The sequence below is a fragment of the Spiroplasma apis B31 genome, assembly GCF_000500935.1.
Classification (GTDB): Bacteria; Bacillota_I; Bacilli_A; order Mycoplasmatales; family Mycoplasmataceae; genus Spiroplasma_A; species Spiroplasma_A apis.
In genome coordinates, this window is sequence record NC_022998.1 from 233636 (window position 1) to 251867 (window position 18232).

Here is an 18232-nt window from a genome sequence, read left to right on the forward strand (position 1 = left end):
TCTTAGTCCATTTTTGGGATAAATAAAAAATAAAAAAAACTATAACTTTATCTATTTTCCTATATACTTATAAAGTATTTAAATAAATACCTTTTTAAGTTGAGAATGTTACGTAGATATTACCGTTTAAAAAGATGTATAAATGGCAGGAGGTAATATGTATGGGATTTGATCGTGATAATAGAAGAAGCAATGACCGTCCAAGATTTAACAATAATGGTAGATCTGGTGGCGGAAGTAACGGTCCAAGTAATGGTAGAATTGAAAATTTTGAAAAACCATTAATGGAACTATTGAAGTCAATAGATGAAAAATTAGAAGCAATTCTAAACAAATAGTTTACTAAAAAAATGTTGATAATCAACATTTTTTTATTTTTTAAAAATATTTTAAGGTTTTAAAAAAATCTCTAAATTCACACTTTTTGTGTTATAAATAAATTGAAATAAAAAGTACTATATGAGTTGAGTTACCAATGTTTATCTCTCTAATTCAGTAGGTGTATTTTTATTAATAAATTATCAAGTTACAAAGGCTGGTTAAATAAACGTTTAATTATGCTCTCAAGACTTTTTATTTCACAATTAATAAAATAAACATATCAATTAAATTGTTTTTCGCTTATTTGTTCTTATTTAAAACAAGTTTAAAAAAACAAAATATTAATTGATAGTTTTCGTAAAATATTCTTGCACCAAGAAACCTATTTGATAGCTTTCTATAAGTTTTGAACATATTTTAATGAATTGTGAACAAAATAAACTTGTAACTGAATTATAGTTACATTAAGTTTCTATCATGTTATTTCGTTAACTAAGAAACTCTTCAAATAATTGCTATATTATCATAATCGATTGATTTAGCTTAAATGTTATTTGCATTAACTTCAATATTTCATAATTTAATTATCTAAAGTATTTCTAAAATACTATGGTGCTGGTGATTATCAATTACTAATATTAATAAATTAAAAAACTATTATTTTTTATAAATAAACAAACAACATATTTTTAGATAATGTTTAGATACTATTAATCAACTTTTCTTGTTAAACATGAATATTTATTTGATGAAATTTTATACTTTCTATAATTATCGATAATTGTTCAAATTTTCTCTTCTTTTAAATAGTCATATAATTAACGGAATATCTCCTTCTGATAATTGCTCCAATAAATTTCATAATAGATCGTATATCTTTACATAAAACATCTAAATTTATTAAATTTCCGTGTTTAACAGAAATATAATTTAAAAAACAAGTTTTTTCTAATATTAGAAAAAATGTTGAGTATAAGCAATAAGAATAGAACATATTGATGCTATGTACTTTATTCATCATTATTGCTTTCGTAATACTTGAAAACCTATCATAATAAAAAAAATATAATGAGTAAACATAATTGCTAACTTCATCAAAAAAGTAAAATATATTTTATAAATTTAAATACAATGTTTAAGTAGTTCTGTGACCTATAAGTTCTACTTTCATCAATATAAAATATAAATTTAATCAAAGACACATAAATTAAATAATACTTTTTTGCTATAGTATAACTATAATCAATAATTTTAAAATAAAAAAATTTCTTATATAAGGAATTTTTTTATTTTATTAGTATTATTTATATATAGAGAAATGGAGATAAAAATGAAAGATAATGTAATATACAATGCTGGCAGTATGTTTACTGAAGCTCAATGAAATCAAAGAAAGATGGAGGGGAAGAAATTAAGAGAAATGTTTCCTAGTTTTGAAATTCATAATCCTGTTGATTTCGATTCAAATCAAGTAGAAAGACCAACTAATACATTTATTTTTGAACAAGATTATAATGGTCTTACTGATTCTAAATTTGTAATCTTTGAAATAGATGGTTGGGATTCTGGTACTCATATGGAATTTGGTTTAATGGTAGAACAAGCAATAAACAACCCAAATAAGTACCTTTTACCAATAGTTTCTGATTTTAGAGTGAAACAAGGAATACTGGAGGGTGAATTTCCAGGATTTGGCATAAATGAAATGTTTAGTGGTGCATTTCATTATGAAAAACTTAATAAGGGAGATGTACCTCAAATGATAGTTTGCGAGTCTCATGAAAAGGCTAGGGAAGCAATTAAAGCTATATGTGATAATGACACTAAAAACTTTAGGGATAGATTTGATATAAAAGATATTTACAAAAAAAATAACTAATAAAAAAACCTACATAATCTTTTGATTAAATGTAGGTTTTTTTATTTTATAAATTTTTCACAAAAATTTACAACTTTTTCATAATCAGCTATTGTATCGAGTTTTGCACCTGATGCAGTTTCGTGACCGCCACCACCAAAATGGTTTGCGATTTCTCTAACTGAGATCTTGTTAGAGCGAAATTCTACTCTACAATTATCTATATTTTCTACAAAAAATATTCAAATCTTTACGTTTTTAACTTCACCTAGTAAGTTAACTCATAATGAAACCAAATGCGGTTCACTCACTTCAAATTTCTTTAGTATATCGCTAGTAATCACAGAGTAAGCTATACCGCTTTTTGTTAAACAAAAGTTTGATAATATATATCCTTTTAATTTCATGTAATTAACTGGTAGACTATAAATATTTTCATATACCTTTTTGAAGTTTATTCCTTTTGACAGTAGAATAGAAGCCATATCAAATGTTCTTGAACTTACACTTCTATACATAAATCGATCTGTGTCTGTAACAAGCCCGTGAAACAAATAATATGCTGTTGACTCTGAAAATAACAAAGATGAACTATCGAATAGTTTTGTTAATAGTTCACAAGTTGCCGGATAGGTATCATCAACTATTTCAAATGTCCCATATTTGTCGACATTCACATGATGATCAATTTTGAATACCACGCTGGCAGAATGTAGAAAATCGAGGTTTGGAATATCAATTCTATTTAATGTAGCAGTGTCAGTTATTATTACTAGTGCTTTATCAAAATCTTGCTCTTGTAATTTATCGACTCTACCGATTGTTCGGTACTCATTTGGTAAGTTACCACCAAGAAGAACTTTTTTATCCTTGAAATTATCTTTAATAAAGCTGTAGAGAGCCATTTGTGAACCTATTGCATCATAATCTGGAAAAATATGCCTTAATAATATTATTTTATTATGTGATTCAATTTCTTTAATCAGTGTATCCAATATTTTATTCCTTCCAATTAAGCCAAGCTACTTCTTTTGTATTTTAAAATATCCTTGGCATTTTTCTTACTTTTTTTATACTCAATTTTAAAATATTTTGTATTAGTGTCGATTTTTTTATCTAGGTTTTCTTTTAATGTTGTTTTATATTGTTTTATATTCTCTTTGTAATCTAATTTGATGGAGTTCAAATAGTCTATTCTATCCTTAGTCAATTTGTATGTGATTAGTCGGTATCTTGAAGATAGCTCTTCATAAGATTCAAAGGTCGTATTTGCTAATCTAGAGAAAGCTTTAAGATAAGCTTCTTTATGACTAATACCATTTTCCTTGCGAATTTGTTTTTCTAACTCGAAAAGTTTTTTATTTATGTATGAATAAAAAGCTCTTGATTCATCATAACTATAAATTGCTTTTTTATTTATTAAATACTCGTTTGCTTTATATTTGATATACATTTTATTTTTTATTTCAATAATTAAATAATCAATAAATTTTGGGTTAACTCCTTGATTAAGTTTTGTTCTAAGTATTGTAGCTATGTACTCGATTAAAAGTGTGAATAAAGCAATACCGAATAAAAGTGCCCCAAACTCGTTGAATAATTGATCATTAAAGTAAGTTGATAACAAATAACCTAAATTACCAGCACCAACTATACCTAAAGATGAAACCTCTTTGAAATTGATGTCAAATCGGTAAATTATATATGAAATTATGCTACTTGTTGTTTGCGGAATTATTCCATATCTAAATCTCTGCAAACTATTTAAGCCTGTGGCTTGTAACTGTGATGATATCTTCAAATTAACATCTTCAAAAATTTCTCTATTATATTTTGTAAGCATTCCAGTTGTCCCCATAGCCAAAGCAATAGCACCATTGAATGGACCTAGTCCCACTAATGAAATAAAAATAATGGCATATATATATGTTGGAACTGCCCTAATAATTGAAGTTATTATTACAAATACTTTTGCTACATATATATTTACAATTGTCTCAGCACTTAATAGCCCAAGAATATAGGCCATTATTACACCAAGAACTGTTCCGACTATTGCAATAGACAAGGTTTCGAATAAAAGATATATGACAGAATAGGGTGCTACATCTGTTTTAGAAAATAATGAGTTTCAACTTATATTTAATATACTTTTTATATTAGAGTTAGTTTGCTTGATTGTTGCTTCTGACTCTAGGTGAAAATTAATTTTTGAGAATGAATATATAAATAAAGCAATGAGAACCGTATAAAGAATCGCTCTTTTAATTCATTTTTTCGGTGCACTCTTAAGAGCCTTTTCGGTTGTTAATTCCTTTAAATACTCCTCATGTTTTTTAGCGATTTCAAGTTTAGATTCTTGATATAACTTTGATTTCATTGACTCTACTTCGATGTTGAATTTGGTCAAGTAAGTTTTATCTAATCTAACATTTTGTTTCAAAATATCGTTATAAACAAATCATTTTTTACTATTTACCTCTGTTTGTTTTACAGTCTCAAAGTGAAGTACGTCTTTTTTGATATTGTTTTTATGTTGATATTTGAAATACTTGACTTCTTCTTTTTGTTTATTCTTTAGATTTTTCTTTTCTGCTTTTGACAAATGTGTAGTTTCTTTTATTTTTTTGTATTTTTGAATGATTACTTCTGAAATATAAAACTTTAAGTTTGTCTTTTTCAATCTCTTCTTAGTATTAGATAACATAGATTCTCGTTCTTTAAAATCCAATATAAAATCTTTATCCTTTAAAATGAAGTTTTTCACAAAATATATTATTATTTCCAGTATTAATACTACCATTATCAATAAGAACAGTAAGAATCCTGCACGATCTCACTGTTGAAAATCGATATTATTCTGTATTAGCTCACCAATCCCAACGGAAGACATACCACCAATAATGGCAATATATCTTATGTTTGTTTCTAATGAATAGAATGTAATTGAAAGAATATTATGCGATATTTGAGGTACAATTGCACTTCTGAATGACCTCATTTTTGAAGCACCCGTTGCTTGCATTGCACTATAAATTTTAAAGTTGACGTGTTCTATTCTCTCTAAAAACAATTTACCTGTTATTGAAAAGGTGAATATGGCGATTGCAATCGTAACAGACAAAGTAGTTTGACCAAAATAACCTATCAATATAAGCGCAAAAGTAAATGCAGGAATTGTTCTTAACAATGCCATGATTGTTTTGCATAAGTTATTTATAAACTTATTATGAATTATGTTAAACGAAGAACACATCGCTACTGGTATTGCAATTGCAACACCTATAATTGTTCCTGAGAAAGACATAATTAAAGTAGAACCCAGTGAAGTAAAGGCCTTTCCTAAAAATGTGTCTCCAAAACTATTTGGCGTTGAGAATTTTTTAAAGTCTCACTTCAACATTTCCTTAATAGTGTCTCCTAATTGGGAAAAACTACTAAAAAATTCTTCTCAACTATTCTTTAAAAACATAAATCCAAATATTGTTAATATGATTGCAATTATAATCATTAATCATGTAAACAATTTTGTTGGTGGTTGAGCATACCTATTGTTTATTTTAAAAGTTTCCCTCGTTGTTAAACTATTTAACTTTCTTTTTAACATAGTTATTCTTTACCGTAATTTTTTCCATATATTATTTCCAATTTGTTCTGAGTTAATTCCGAGGGTTTGCCATCAAAAACAATTTGTCCATTATTCAAGCCAATTATTCTAGAAGCAAACTTAATTGCTAAGTCAATATGATGTATGTTTATTATAATAGTGATATTGTCCTCCTCATTTATTTTTTTAAAGTCATTCATTACTTGATTTGCAAGTACTGGGTCTAGTGCGGAAACGGGTTCATCTGCAATTATAAGTTTTGGCTCTTGTGACAGTGTTCTGGCTAGGGCTATTCTTTGTTGTTGTCCACCACTTAGGTTTTCAACTCTAACATAAGAATAGTCTAGAAGGTTTAATTTCTCTAAATTTCTTAGAGCTATTATTTTGTCCTTTTTATTAAAAAAACCCACACAAGATCTAAGGAAGCTCATTTTAGAGACTCTTGCATTTAGAACGTTTCTTATGACTATTTGTTTTTCGATATTATTATATTCTTGTGACATTAAACCAATTTTTTTTCTAAGTTCCTTTAATTCTTTTCCCTTAATATTGTTGACCTCGTAATTTTTGTCTTCAAAATTTATTAAGATTTCTCCCGAGTTTATAGAACTAAATTTATTGATTGTTTTTAAAAGGGTAGTTTTTCCGGCTCCAGATAAGCCAACAACCGCAACAAATTCTCCTTCTTTGATTTGTAGATTAATATTATTTAAGGCATGTTTACCATTAGGTCACACCTTGTTAACATTGTTAAAATATATCATTGTACCTCCAATAAAAAAATATGTAATTTATATTACATATTTTAAACTTTTCTAAGATGTTTATGAAGTTATTTCCTTCAAAAGGTCTTGTATGATGCTTATACTTTTTAAGTTATCTGTTATTATTTGATCTTGTTCTTTCTCATATTCGATAGAAGTTTTGCTTCCAACACCAACATAACCTTTATGACTATAAATATCAAATATTTCTGAGTTTGCTTTATCAGCAACTAACTCTAAGAATGATTCTCTTAAGTTATTAGCCAAAGTTTCATCAACTGTTTCTCTAGAATACATAATTCCATCATTTGGTATTCCTCGTGAAGCACCAATTGTTTGTGTGTTCTTATATGCATCCTTCATTTTTGTTGGATCGTTAATATCGTATCTTATATCTGCATAACCTACTGCAAGTTCAACAGTACCGTTACTTACTTTTTCAGCGGCATCTGTATAACTTGCTTGTTTATATTTGTTTTCATATATATTCTTAAGTTCGTTATTGTCTAAACCAAGGTGTTCTTTCATTCATAATAATGGATATAAAACAGAAGCACTAGAAGTTGGGCTTCCTCCTAATGATAATTTTTTATCTTCGGAAGCTTTTTTAATCAATTTTTTAGCATTTTCTTTGCTTCTGAAATCTTCTTCACCCAAAGTGTCTTTTATAAATTTCTTGTTAGCATAAATGTAAGATCTATAATAACTCACTTTTTCATCTTTGTTATATAATTTCTCAGTTAATTTTTCTTTATTAAAAGAATCTTCGTCCTTTAATATATTTTCAATTATTTGATCATAATTTTTTGATAGTTTTGCTAAGTTGTCTCCATTTGATTCTGCTTTTGCCTTTGCATCATCAAATTTCCCGTTTGTTTTGAATTCTTCGAAGTTACTTTCTGCTGCAAGAGACTCTCTAGAAGAAACTAATAAGATACCAGCTTTTGAGTAGGTACCATCTTCCTTTATATCACCACGATAGCTTTCATAAGTGTTTATTGGTAAAAATGCCAAGTCTGATTTACCTTTTTTCATTGAATCCCCGGCTGCTTCGTAATTTGTTGCTGCAGTTATTTCAACATTTTTATTAAATGATGAATCTTTTTCTTTTAACTTATTTTTAAGTTTTTCCTCCAAAGGTTTAACGGTTTTTAAAATATCTGTAGCATTTCTTGATGGAACAAAAGCGATTCTAAGTGTGTTGCTTTTTCCACCACAAGATACTATTGTTGATACTGGAGTAGTAAGTATTGAGAAACTTCCTACTAAAAATAATAATTTTTTCATTTACCCTCCATATGCTTAGACTTATTATTTTATCTAAAACATTGTAATTTTGATATTGTAATTAATAGAGACACTTAATTTTAAATTGTCAATAATAGTTATATTAGTATCGGATTGGTCCGATGTAGAAACGTCCACCCAATATGTGAACTTATAAGAGTAACTATTAACTACACTATTATTATCATTGAAAATTTTAAAAAATCTTTTTTATTATTAAGTTTTTTTTGAATATTATTAACCTTTCAGAAAGTTAAATTTTAACTAATATCGGGCGGAGATAACTTAATTCCTTAATAAAGTATTTTTGATGTATAATTCTTGTGTAGAGATTTTATTTAGGTTTCTTAAGTCCTAAATAAAAAAACATATTTTTAAAAAGGAGTAACTAATGAAAATTACATTATTGGACGGACAAGTAAAGAGTTACAGTGAACCAAAAACAGTTTTAGAAATTGCTAATGACATAGCTATTAGTTTAGGAAAAAAATGTCTAGGAGCACTAATTAATGACAAAGAAGTTGTTCCAGCACAAGCGAAAATAAAAAGAGATTGTAAGCTAGAAATAATAACTGAGAGACACGAACTATTTGAACAAGTGGTAAACTACACAGCAAAACTAGCTACAAGTCTAGCTCTGAAGTTTTGCTTCCCAAAAGGTAGTGCAGTTCCACAAGATGAAAAGTCTTCTGAGTATGAGTTTTATGCATTCTTTGATTACCAAGAAGGACTTAAATTAGAAGACCTGAAAAGAGTAGAAGACAAAGTAAATGAAATAATAAAAGATTCACCTGAAATAATATTTGGAAAATATACTAAAGATGAATACATTAATATTTTGAGAAACATGGGTGTGAAGGAAGACTACATTCAAGCTACAATCGAAGAAGACAAAAAGAAATATATCGATTTTGCAATTGGTGAACTTTACAATGTTCCATTTTTATCAAGATTTGCAACTCTTACAAACGTAGGTCAATTATTTAAAGTAAGTTTGACTAATTTAACTGGTTCTTACTTTCAAGGTAATTCTAATAATCAAATGATATATAAAATTCACGGAGTTACTGCCGTTAATGAAACAGAATTTAATAGAAAAATCAATGCTTTGGAAGAAATCAAAACCAGAGACCACAAATATATTGCTAAAAATTTGGAAATATACAATTTGGATCCTATAATCGGACAAGGACTGCCGATTTGACTTCCAAATGGAACAGTTTTAAAACAAGAGATTAAAAAATTCTTAATGGAAAAAGAATTTGAATATGATTTTATTCAAATTGAAACACCTGTGATTGGTACTAGTGATTTGTATAAAAAATCAGGTCATTGAGATCATTATCGAAATGATATGTTTGCTCCAATGCAGTTACCTAAAGAAGAAATGGTTTTGAAACCAATGAGTTGTCCACATCATATTAGTGTCTACAATTATAAACAAAGAAGTTATCGTGACTTACCTTTAAGATTTGCCGAACATGCTTTACAACATCGATATGAATCATCTGGAAGTTTAACTGGATTGGAAAGAGTAAGAGCAATGGAATTAACTGATTCACACATATTTGCTCGTCCAGATCAAGTTAAAGATGAGTTCGTAAGATGTTTTAATTTGATTCAAGAAGTGTTGGCAACTTTTGATATAAAAGTTGATTACTTATCTTTATCTTTAAGAGATCCAAAAGATAAAGAAAAGTATTTTAATGATGACAAAATGTGAAATGAAGCTGAATCTCAATTAGAAGATGTTCTAAAGGAATTAAAATTAGATTATAAAAAGATGATAGGTGAAGCGGCCTTTTATGGTCCTAAACTTGATATTCAAGCTAGAACGGCTCTTGGTCATGAAATAACTGTATCAACTATTCAATTAGACTTTTTATTACCTCAAAAGTTTGACTTGTCTTATGTTGGGTTTAAGGGTGACTTATTAAGACCTATAATGATTCATAGGGGTTTAATAGGAACTTATGAAAGATTTATTTCGGTATTATTAGAGCAAACAATGGGAGTATTACCATTGTGATGTTCACCTGTTCAAGTAGAAATAATACCTGTATTGGCAACAAAAAATTCAAATTATGCAGAAAAGGTTAGAGATAAACTGAAGAACAATTTGATTAGAACGCACATAGACAACAGAGATGAAAGATTAAGTTATAAAATAAGAGATGCACAAATTAAAAAAATACCATACCAATTAGTGTTAGGTGATAATGAAGAAAAAGATAATACAGTTACATACCGTGAATATAGTAGTAGTGAACAAATAACTATACAATTAGAAGAGTTCATTAATTTATTAAATTCAAAAATCAAAGATAAGACATATGGTTAGTAAGGAAAGTATGGATACAAAAGAAAAAAAGATAAGAGCTGAAATAGAAGAGTTGAAAAAACTCGATTATAGTCTTTTAGATGAAACAGAGAGTTTTATGCTTAATGGATTATTAAACGGCTTTATATCTTCGATTAATAAAATCCGTGTAACGTTTTACAAACAAGTCTTGTTGGGAATCTTGAGCGGTATTATTCTTGGTTGTGGTTATACAGCATGTATTATTGCAAGTAATTCTTTACCTCAATTTTTAAAAGAGTCTGGTCTAGGAAATATATTAATGGGACTTATTTTTCCAGGGTGCATAATATTGATAACATTCTTGGGCGGTGGTTTATTTACTTCACACGTTGTAGCTACAATACCATGACTAAAGAAGGCGGTAACAACAAAAGAATATTTAAATGGTATTTTTGGAGTACTAATAGGAAACCTACTAGGTACATTGATTTTCGTTATTGTTTTCTTAGTTGGTGGAGGTCTGCTCCTAAAAATCGGGTCGAATAGTAGTTCTGTATCCTTTATGGATGCTGCTTATGAAAGTGGTATAAAAAAGTTATACGAATTGAGCTCATTTGTAAAATCAAACTCAAATAACTACACAAGTAAGATGATTTTCTTAAGTGTCCTTTACTCATTTGGTGGAGCAATCCTTTGTAACATAATGGTTTCTTCAACATTACAATTAACTAACTCAACTAAAAATCACGCTGCAGTATTCTTACTTATGATATTTCCAATTTTCTTTTTTGTTATTTCTGGATATCAACATGGTCCGGCCAACACTTTTTTCTTTTGGATAATAATTGCACGCAATATTTTCAATCCAGAAAACTCTCATGGAACAGAAATAATTTTATTTCTTTTTGTAAGTTTGATCCCCACATTATTTGGAAATTGGGTTGGGGGTTCATTTGTAATACCGGGTATTCTAAGTTTAGTTAATAAAAAATATACAAACTTATTGTTTAAAAAAGAAAGAATCACATTATTGAAAAATAAATTATCAAATAACAAAAACAACAAGCATTCAATCAACTAGTTTTAACTAGTTTTTTTATTAATAAATTATGATTGATATTTCAAAATACTTTAATAGAGGTGAAAGGAATAAAGTTTCTATATTCTTTTGTAATATTTTTTTAAGATATTTTGTGAATATATTTAATTCGATGATTTATCAATTCTCATTACTACTACTTAATTTTAAGAAAGTAATTATTCAAAATATATTTAATATATAATAAAAAAAGAATTAATGCATTTGGGTTCAAAATGATAAGTTTATATAAACACGAGAGTTTTATATAGGAGTACAGTTAACAAATTTACTTATATGTGTTAAATTAAAATAATATTAAATTAATATATCAATATTCAATAATTATAGAATGCGAGAGCCAAAATATGTCTAATAAAAAAGACTCTTTACCATTTACGGAGAAAAGAAAACAAAAAAAGAAAATTAAAATGCCTACATCATTCACTATAATTTTTATGGTTTTAGTAGCACTTATGCTCATATCTTGAATATTACATTATAGTGGGGTTACAACAACAGTAGAAAACTCTAGTGAACCTAGCCAAAAGGTAAGAATAGCTGCAATTGGTATTGTAGATCTTTTTGTTTCTATATTCGAAGGTTTCAAAGATAAAATCAGTATCATTGTTTTTATATTTTCAATTGGAGCTTTTATCTATGTCGTTATGAAGTCTAAATCATTAGATGCATTAACACAAACTATAGCTTGAAAATTTAAGAATAAAATAATATGAGCTATACCTATTATTGTTACTTTTTTAAGTTTCTTGGGTTCAACTTATGGATTAGCAGAGGAAGCGATTGGGTTTCACATGGTAATTATTCCTTTGATGCTTGCTGCGGGATTTGATAAATTTACAGCTATAAATACAGTATTACTTGGTGGAGGGATTGGACCGATGCTTGCAACATTTGATCCATTCCTGATTTTTGCAGCTGTTGATGCTTCTAACGGAAATGGACCAGAAATAGTTTCGCAAACGGATGGTTTAATTTTTAGATTATTAGCTTTTGTTATTGTTACAGCCTTTACTTGCTCATATATTATGATTTATGCTAACAAAGTTCATAAGGACCCAACCAAGTCATATACATTTTCAACTTTGGAAGAAGACAAAGTATTCTATTTGAGCGAGCAAACCGAACCAGTGAAATTAACAAAAAAAAGAATATGAATAAATATCATATTTTTACTAACTTTTTTCATAATGATATCTTATTTATTTGCTTGGGATAAAATTCTAGGTTATCCAAAAGATACCGGACCTTTAAAAGACTTTGGAGATTGAATAAATAATAACATGCCATTTTTAGCTAGTTTTGTACCCGGTCTTGGAGTTGGAGATATGGAACATGTAGCAGCTTTTTTCTTAATATCATCTTTAATTATCTCTTTTCTAATATGAGAAGATGAAGAAACAATGGTAAAAGATTTATTGAATGGTGTAAAGGATATGGTTGGTGTAGCATTTATTATTGGAGTAGCAGGAGCTATAACAGTTTTACTTAAAAAATCTTATATGAGTAATTTGTTGAGCGATGGTATTAATTTAGTAGGTGTGAATATTAATCCCTTTGTATTTATAATCATAACATTCTTATTATTTCTGCCTATATCATTGGCAATACCTTCCACAACGGCATTCGCAACAGCTATTTTCCCAAATTGGGGGAAATTAGCTTCTAAAGTTACTACAGGAACAGGTGTTTCTATGGTGAGTGGTAGCATAACTGCATTTGCGTTCGCAAATGGATTTTGTAATATGATTTCTCCTGCTTCAGGAATCGTTGTTGGTGCAGCACAAGTGGGTAGAATGGACTATGCATCTCTTGTCAAAGGTAATCTTAAATTCTATGCAATTTTATTTATTCTATTATTTATCTTGCTTTTGATAGGAACATCATTCAATTATATTAACGAAACCGTATTTTTTTAAAACTTGTAAAAGTTTTTTTTATTTTCCAAAAACTGATAAATAATTAATAAATTGATATATAAAAATTGATAATAATTATAAATTAAGCAACAATGAGTGGTTTTAGAAATTAATCTAACATTGATTCTTACTATACAACTTGTTTCTTGAATAATTCATATTATTTGTTATATTATTATAAAAAGAGGTTAATTATGAAGAAGTTATATATTATATTTTCAACATTATTTTTATCAACCCCAATTATCATTTCTTCTGCGAACTCAGTTTCTTGCGCAGAGACTTATTCTTCCAAAATTAAAGAAATTTTGGAGTTGGATAGAGAAAATATAACTAAAAAAAACGAATACAAGATAGAATATGATTTTGAAAATAAATTTGATCTATCTAAGGATACCAATTTTACTTCAAATGAAATTGTAGATATTGTTCGTAAATCCTTAATTTTATTCAAAGAATACAAAGTATTCTGAAATACTTTTATAAGCAAAACAGATGATGATGGAAATAATAGGTTTTCTAAATGAATCACTTATTTGTTAATGGATTATTCCTCATATGGTGTATCTAAAGTTATGAACTATGAATCAGAAGTTAATTTTTTAACTTATTTAGAAGATTTTATTTTAGAACCATCATTTCAACTTTTAACCACTGCATTTGCGGTCCTTAGAAAAAATTTAAATATCATTTCAAGTTGTTATGAAAGCGTAATGAATAAAAATAAAGAGGATTTACAATCCTATGATTTTACAAATTCAGAACTATATGAAATTGATAGTTTGATAAAAACAATAAAAGTAGGACAATTTGTGCCGTTTTTTAAAGTTATTTATTTAAAAGTAGTCAAATCTATGGGTGCAAGCAATACACAAATCAAGTTCGACGAAAACCTTTATAACTATATAAATGTAGGTAATTTCGATATGAATGATTTATTAAAAAAATACGATATTGATCGTAGTTGTCTTGATTGCATTAAATGTAATAAAAGTATCAAGTACTTAGAAAGATTTAATGTATCTTCAACTAATTCTCTTTATTTTTATGATATCGAGGCAATTAAAAAAGACTGATACCATGATTAATTAATAGAAGGGAGATATTAAATAATGGATCGATATGTCAAATATCCCAAAGTTAGCTATGTTTATGGAACGATAAACAAACTTGAAAAGAATATTAAAAAAAACAAAGTCGAACTTAGAGAGACTAACGACCTCATTTTAGATAAAAAACATGACTTAAGAAGTATCAAAAGCAGATTCACAAAAATAAAAAAAGATAAACTGAAAGAGATACAAGATGAGTTTAATGTTCAATTATTAAATGCAAAATATCAAAAACAAAATATCAAAAAAATGTTTTTAGATTACGAGATAAAAAAAGCCAAATTAATCAAAGAGTACCAAGAGAAAATTATAAATCGTTCAAACACATTAACAAATGAAATAAACTCTATTACATCCGCAAATAAGTCTTTAAAAGATAAAAATAAAGAGATGAAATTGAAACTCAAAGCGAGTAAACGTTTATTGAAAGAATGCTGAAACGAAACCAAAGGTGAACGAGAGGTTAACGAAAAACAATTGTTAGAATCTCTTCGTGAAAGCAAGAAAAGCTCAAAAGAGAATATTTTAAAGTTCAAACTTGAGTTTAAAGAACAGTATAAAAACTTAATAGATGAGTTCAAAGCAAATAATCCGGAATTAAAATTAAGTTGATGAAAGATCCGTAAGTTCGCTTCAAAAAGAGTCTCAAATTTTAAAAGTGAGGCCGAAGAAAGTCTATATGACCTAACCGTAAAAATTAATACTCTTAAAATAGTTCTTCGAAATAAAACTTTATTCCAAAAATCGAAAATTAACAATATCAAATTAGAATTGAGATACAACAAAGGAAAAACTGGGGCTATTACATTTAAAACTTTTGTTGATAAGACTACATTATTTTCTGGAAAAATCTCAAATTGAAAGATACTTGTAGCACTTAGAAATGGTTTTTTTTCTTTAATGCCCTTAGTTATAATAGGTGCTTTATTTATATTGATTAATAACATTTTGCTAAGCGCATCTAATGGTGGTTTATTTAGTCTATTTTCATTATCGATAGACCAACTTCAAGTTTTGAAAAATTTACAAGATATTGGTAACAATATTTGAAATGGTACCTATGCATTCTTTGCGTTTATGTTAGCAGGTTCAATTGCCTATCATCTTGCACCATTTTATAAGGTTAATCAATGATCTAGTGCTGTTGTTGGTATGGGATCATTTCTAGCAATGAATCCATTATTTGTTAAAGATTTATCTAGTTTCGGTACTACTGGTATGTTCACTTCTATCGTGGTTTCTATTTTATCAACTATCATTTTTGGAAAGATATCAAAGAATAAGAAACTAAAAATAAAAATGCCAAAATCTGTTCCTGAGGGTGTTTCTAAGTCATTTAACGTATTGATTCCGTATGCTTTTACAATGATGACATTTGGTTTTACAGCATTTGTAATTACTCAAGTGGGTATCTTTGTTGGACCTGTTTATGTAATTCAAGGCAAACCCCCAATATCATTTTCGACAATAAATGAATTGATTGTAATTTTGATACAAAAACCATTAGTTCATGCAGTATCTGGTCTTGGAGGCATGATAGTTATCGTTCTTTTATGACAAGTGTTATGATTCTTAGGGATACATGCTGGTGGAGTTTTATCACCAATAATTGAGCCAATCCAATTAGCAGGTATAAGTGAAAATCAGAATGCTGTTGCCTCTGGAGGTATTCCTTCTTATGTTTTTACAAACCCATTCATGAATAATTTTATTCATATTGGTGGAACTGGTGGAACTTTCGGTCTTATATTAGCAATTTTTATTTTTTCAAAAAGAGTGGATTATCGTTTTATGGCTAAAGTAACGCTTGTGCCATCAATATTTTGTGTGAACGAACCTCTGTTATTTGGTTTACCAGTTGTTTTAAATCCTGTTTTATTTATACCATTCATTTTGGCGCCATTATTAGCTGGTTTAATTGCATATATATCTACTGTGACAGGTATTATGAATTATTCTTCGGTAATTGTTCCGTGAACGACACCACCAGTTTTAGGTGGCTTGTTAGCAACCAAAGACTTATGAGGTGCTGTTGTAGCTTTTGTTAATATAGGAGTATTGTTTGGAGTATACTCTCCATTTGTTATCTTAGCTAACCTTGTTGAAAAAAAATCAGTTTTAAATAAATTTGGTTCACTTGAATCTCAAAAAGTAGTAATACCAGATAGAAAAAATATTGAATATTCATAAATAGGAAATAGGAGTACATAATATTAAAAAAGTTTTATTAGCTTGCACAGCTGGAATGAGTACTTCGATTCTTTTAAAAAAGGTCGAAGATGCTGCTTATGATAGTGATTATAAAATTGATATTAAAGCAACTTCGGTTGATGAAGCTAAAATTATTGGAGAAAATTATGATTTGATACTATTAGGTCCACAGGTTAGTTATGAAAAAGAAGCTTTACAAAAAATATTAACAATACCAGTTTTGGTTATAGATGCAGAAACTTACTCTATTGGAAGTGGAGAAAAAATAATAAACTTAATTATAAATACAATTGGAAAATAATTATAAAATCTCTTGAATAAAGAGATTTTTTTCTTGTTAAAATTAGTTTATGAAAGAGGTTACATATGAAAAGAAGGTTAGGTATATCAATTTATCCTGAACAATCATCTTTTGAAGAAGATAAACAATATTTAGAAAGGGCAAAAGAGTATGGTTTTGAAGTATTATTTACAAGTGTCCTTCACTTTGCTAATGACGAGGAATTTAATAATAAAGCCCAAAAAGTTTTGAGAAGTTTAAAATATGCTAAGTCACTTGGCTTTTATACAATATTAGATGTTGAATATAAATCAATGAGACTTCTCAATTTACAAATGGATAATTTAGGAAAGTGCAAACAATATGGAATTGACTGTTTGAGATTAGATTCTCCTAGTCTACCGTTTGAAATTGCAACAGTAACACATAACAATGAACATATCGATATACAACTAAATATGTCAAATAACGATCATTTGATAGATAATGTTTTAGATTTTCAACCAGTTAAAAGTAGGATAAGTGGTTGCCATAATTTTTATCCTATGAGATTTACAGGACTTCCTTTTGAGTTCTTTAAAAAAGCGAATAAGAAATTTTTAAAACATGGTTTAGAAACAGCTGCTTTTGTTGGTAGCCATTTTGGTAAGATGACAACTGCTTTTGATTGTAAAGAATTACCAACCTTAGAAGAACAAAGAGACCTAAGTATAAAGGAACAAGCCAAAATTTTATTTTATAGCAATCAGATTGATACTGTATTGATTGGTAATGCTTATGCATCTGAAGAAGAACTAAAAGAATTAAGTTCACTTGAACGTTACGAAATTACTTTTGATTTAAAAATACTAACAAATATATCGGAAGTTGAAAAAGGAGTTCTAAACTTTGAACACTTTCGAAGAGGAGATATTAATGAATACTTTATAAGATCAACTTTTAGCAGAGTAAAATATAAAGACTCGTCAATTGAACCAAATAATCTCAATAAGCTGTACACATACGGTGATGTTGTAATTGTAAACAACAATGATAAAAAATATAAAGGTGAACTTCACATAATACTCAAGGATAACTTAGAAGACACTGAAAATAAATATAATTATATAGGAAGGATCAAAGAATCGGAATTTAGGTTATTTGACTTTATCAAACCTTGAAGCCATTTTAGATTTTCGAGTGAGGAATTATAATGATAATATTAGCAAAATTAACTACTAATCAAGCATGAATTGTTTTAGCTATTGGAATTGGTTTGCTAGTACTTGGATTACTAGCAACTTTTTTCTTTGTCTGATTCAAAAGAAGAAAAAAAGAAGAAAAGGATACATTTAAAACCTTAACTAGTAAACAATCCTTTTTTAGGTTTTGACAATATTATGGAATAGTTATTGTTATGTTAGTTGGATATGTTGGTTCCTTAGTTACATTGGGGATAGCAATTGGAGAATTTATAGGATAATAGTATAGAA

The 18232-nt window shown here is 27.9% G+C and carries 14 protein-coding genes and 1 riboswitch; of the genes, 10 read left to right on the forward strand and 4 right to left on the reverse strand.

Annotation, left to right across the window (positions count from 1 at the left end; all coding sequences use genetic code 4):
• The first annotated feature begins 161 nt into the window (after positions 1-161).
• Positions 162-338, forward strand: a complete 177-nt coding sequence (locus tag SAPIS_RS05395; RefSeq protein WP_023788975.1) for a hypothetical protein — start codon at positions 162-164, stop codon at positions 336-338.
• Between the two features lie 1313 nt (positions 339-1651).
• A complete protein-coding gene (locus SAPIS_RS01045) occupies positions 1652-2200 on the forward strand; it encodes a nucleoside 2-deoxyribosyltransferase (protein ID WP_023788976.1) in 549 nt (182 codons plus the stop codon).
• A gap of 41 nt (positions 2201-2241) precedes the next feature.
• Here the strand turns inward: SAPIS_RS01045 and SAPIS_RS01050 are convergent, their stop codons facing one another.
• The 4 genes from SAPIS_RS01050 to SAPIS_RS01065 are packed head-to-tail and all read right to left on the reverse strand — an operon-like array spanning position 2242 to position 7837.
• Complete coding sequence (locus SAPIS_RS01050) at positions 2242-3174, reverse strand: DHH family phosphoesterase (protein WP_023788977.1); 933 nt, start codon at positions 3172-3174, stop codon at positions 2242-2244.
• Positions 3175-3191: 17 nt separating this feature from the next.
• Positions 3192-5786, reverse strand: coding sequence for a PhnE/PtxC family ABC transporter permease (locus SAPIS_RS01055; RefSeq protein WP_023788978.1), 2595 nt, complete (start codon positions 5784-5786; stop codon positions 3192-3194).
• Between the two features lie 2 nt (positions 5787-5788).
• A complete protein-coding gene (gene phnC / locus SAPIS_RS01060) occupies positions 5789-6550 on the reverse strand; it encodes a phosphonate ABC transporter ATP-binding protein (protein ID WP_023788979.1) in 762 nt (253 codons plus the stop codon).
• Between the two features lie 60 nt (positions 6551-6610).
• A complete protein-coding gene (locus tag SAPIS_RS01065) occupies positions 6611-7837 on the reverse strand; it encodes a PhnD/SsuA/transferrin family substrate-binding protein (RefSeq protein WP_023788980.1) in 1227 nt (408 codons plus the stop codon).
• An 84-nt stretch (positions 7838-7921) separates the two neighbouring features.
• A riboswitch (purine riboswitch) is annotated at positions 7922-8016 on the reverse strand.
• Positions 8017-8228: 212 nt separating this feature from the next.
• Here SAPIS_RS01065 and thrS point away from each other — a divergent pair.
• The 8 genes from thrS to SAPIS_RS01105 all read left to right on the forward strand — a co-directional run bounded on the left by thrS (position 8229) and on the right by SAPIS_RS01105 (position 18222).
• Entirely contained in the window at positions 8229-10178 is a 1950-nt protein-coding gene (gene thrS, locus SAPIS_RS01070) for a threonine--tRNA ligase (protein WP_023788981.1), read from the forward strand.
• On the forward strand, positions 10171-11220 hold the full coding sequence (locus SAPIS_RS01075; protein ID WP_084203605.1) for a formate/nitrite transporter family protein: 1050 nt from the start codon (positions 10171-10173) through the stop codon (positions 11218-11220). Before thrS ends, SAPIS_RS01075 begins: the two co-directional genes overlap by 8 nt.
• Positions 11221-11585: 365 nt before the next feature.
• Positions 11586-13157 (forward strand): arginine:ornithine antiporter, encoded by a 1572-nt coding sequence (locus SAPIS_RS01080; protein WP_023788983.1) that lies wholly within the window; start codon positions 11586-11588, stop codon positions 13155-13157.
• Positions 13158-13351: 194 nt separating this feature from the next.
• Positions 13352-14245, forward strand: a complete 894-nt coding sequence (locus tag SAPIS_RS01085) for a hypothetical protein (protein WP_023788984.1) — start codon at positions 13352-13354, stop codon at positions 14243-14245.
• A 24-nt stretch (positions 14246-14269) separates the two neighbouring features.
• A complete protein-coding gene (locus SAPIS_RS01090; protein ID WP_023788985.1) occupies positions 14270-16459 on the forward strand; it encodes a PTS transporter subunit EIIC in 2190 nt (729 codons plus the stop codon).
• Between the two features lie 37 nt (positions 16460-16496).
• Positions 16497-16781 carry a PTS sugar transporter subunit IIB gene (locus SAPIS_RS01095; protein ID WP_268744271.1) on the forward strand — a complete coding sequence of 95 codons (285 nt, stop codon included), beginning with the start codon at positions 16497-16499 and terminating at the stop codon, positions 16779-16781.
• A 65-nt stretch (positions 16782-16846) separates the two neighbouring features.
• Positions 16847-17953: a DUF871 domain-containing protein gene (locus SAPIS_RS01100; protein WP_023788987.1), complete on the forward strand. Its 1107-nt coding sequence runs from the start codon at positions 16847-16849 to the stop codon at positions 17951-17953.
• Positions 17953-18222 carry a hypothetical protein gene (locus SAPIS_RS01105; RefSeq protein WP_023788988.1) on the forward strand — a complete coding sequence of 90 codons (270 nt, stop codon included), beginning with the start codon at positions 17953-17955 and terminating at the stop codon, positions 18220-18222. The genes SAPIS_RS01100 and SAPIS_RS01105 overlap by 1 nt, the downstream gene beginning before the upstream one ends.
• Positions 18223-18232: the final 10 nt, after the last annotated feature.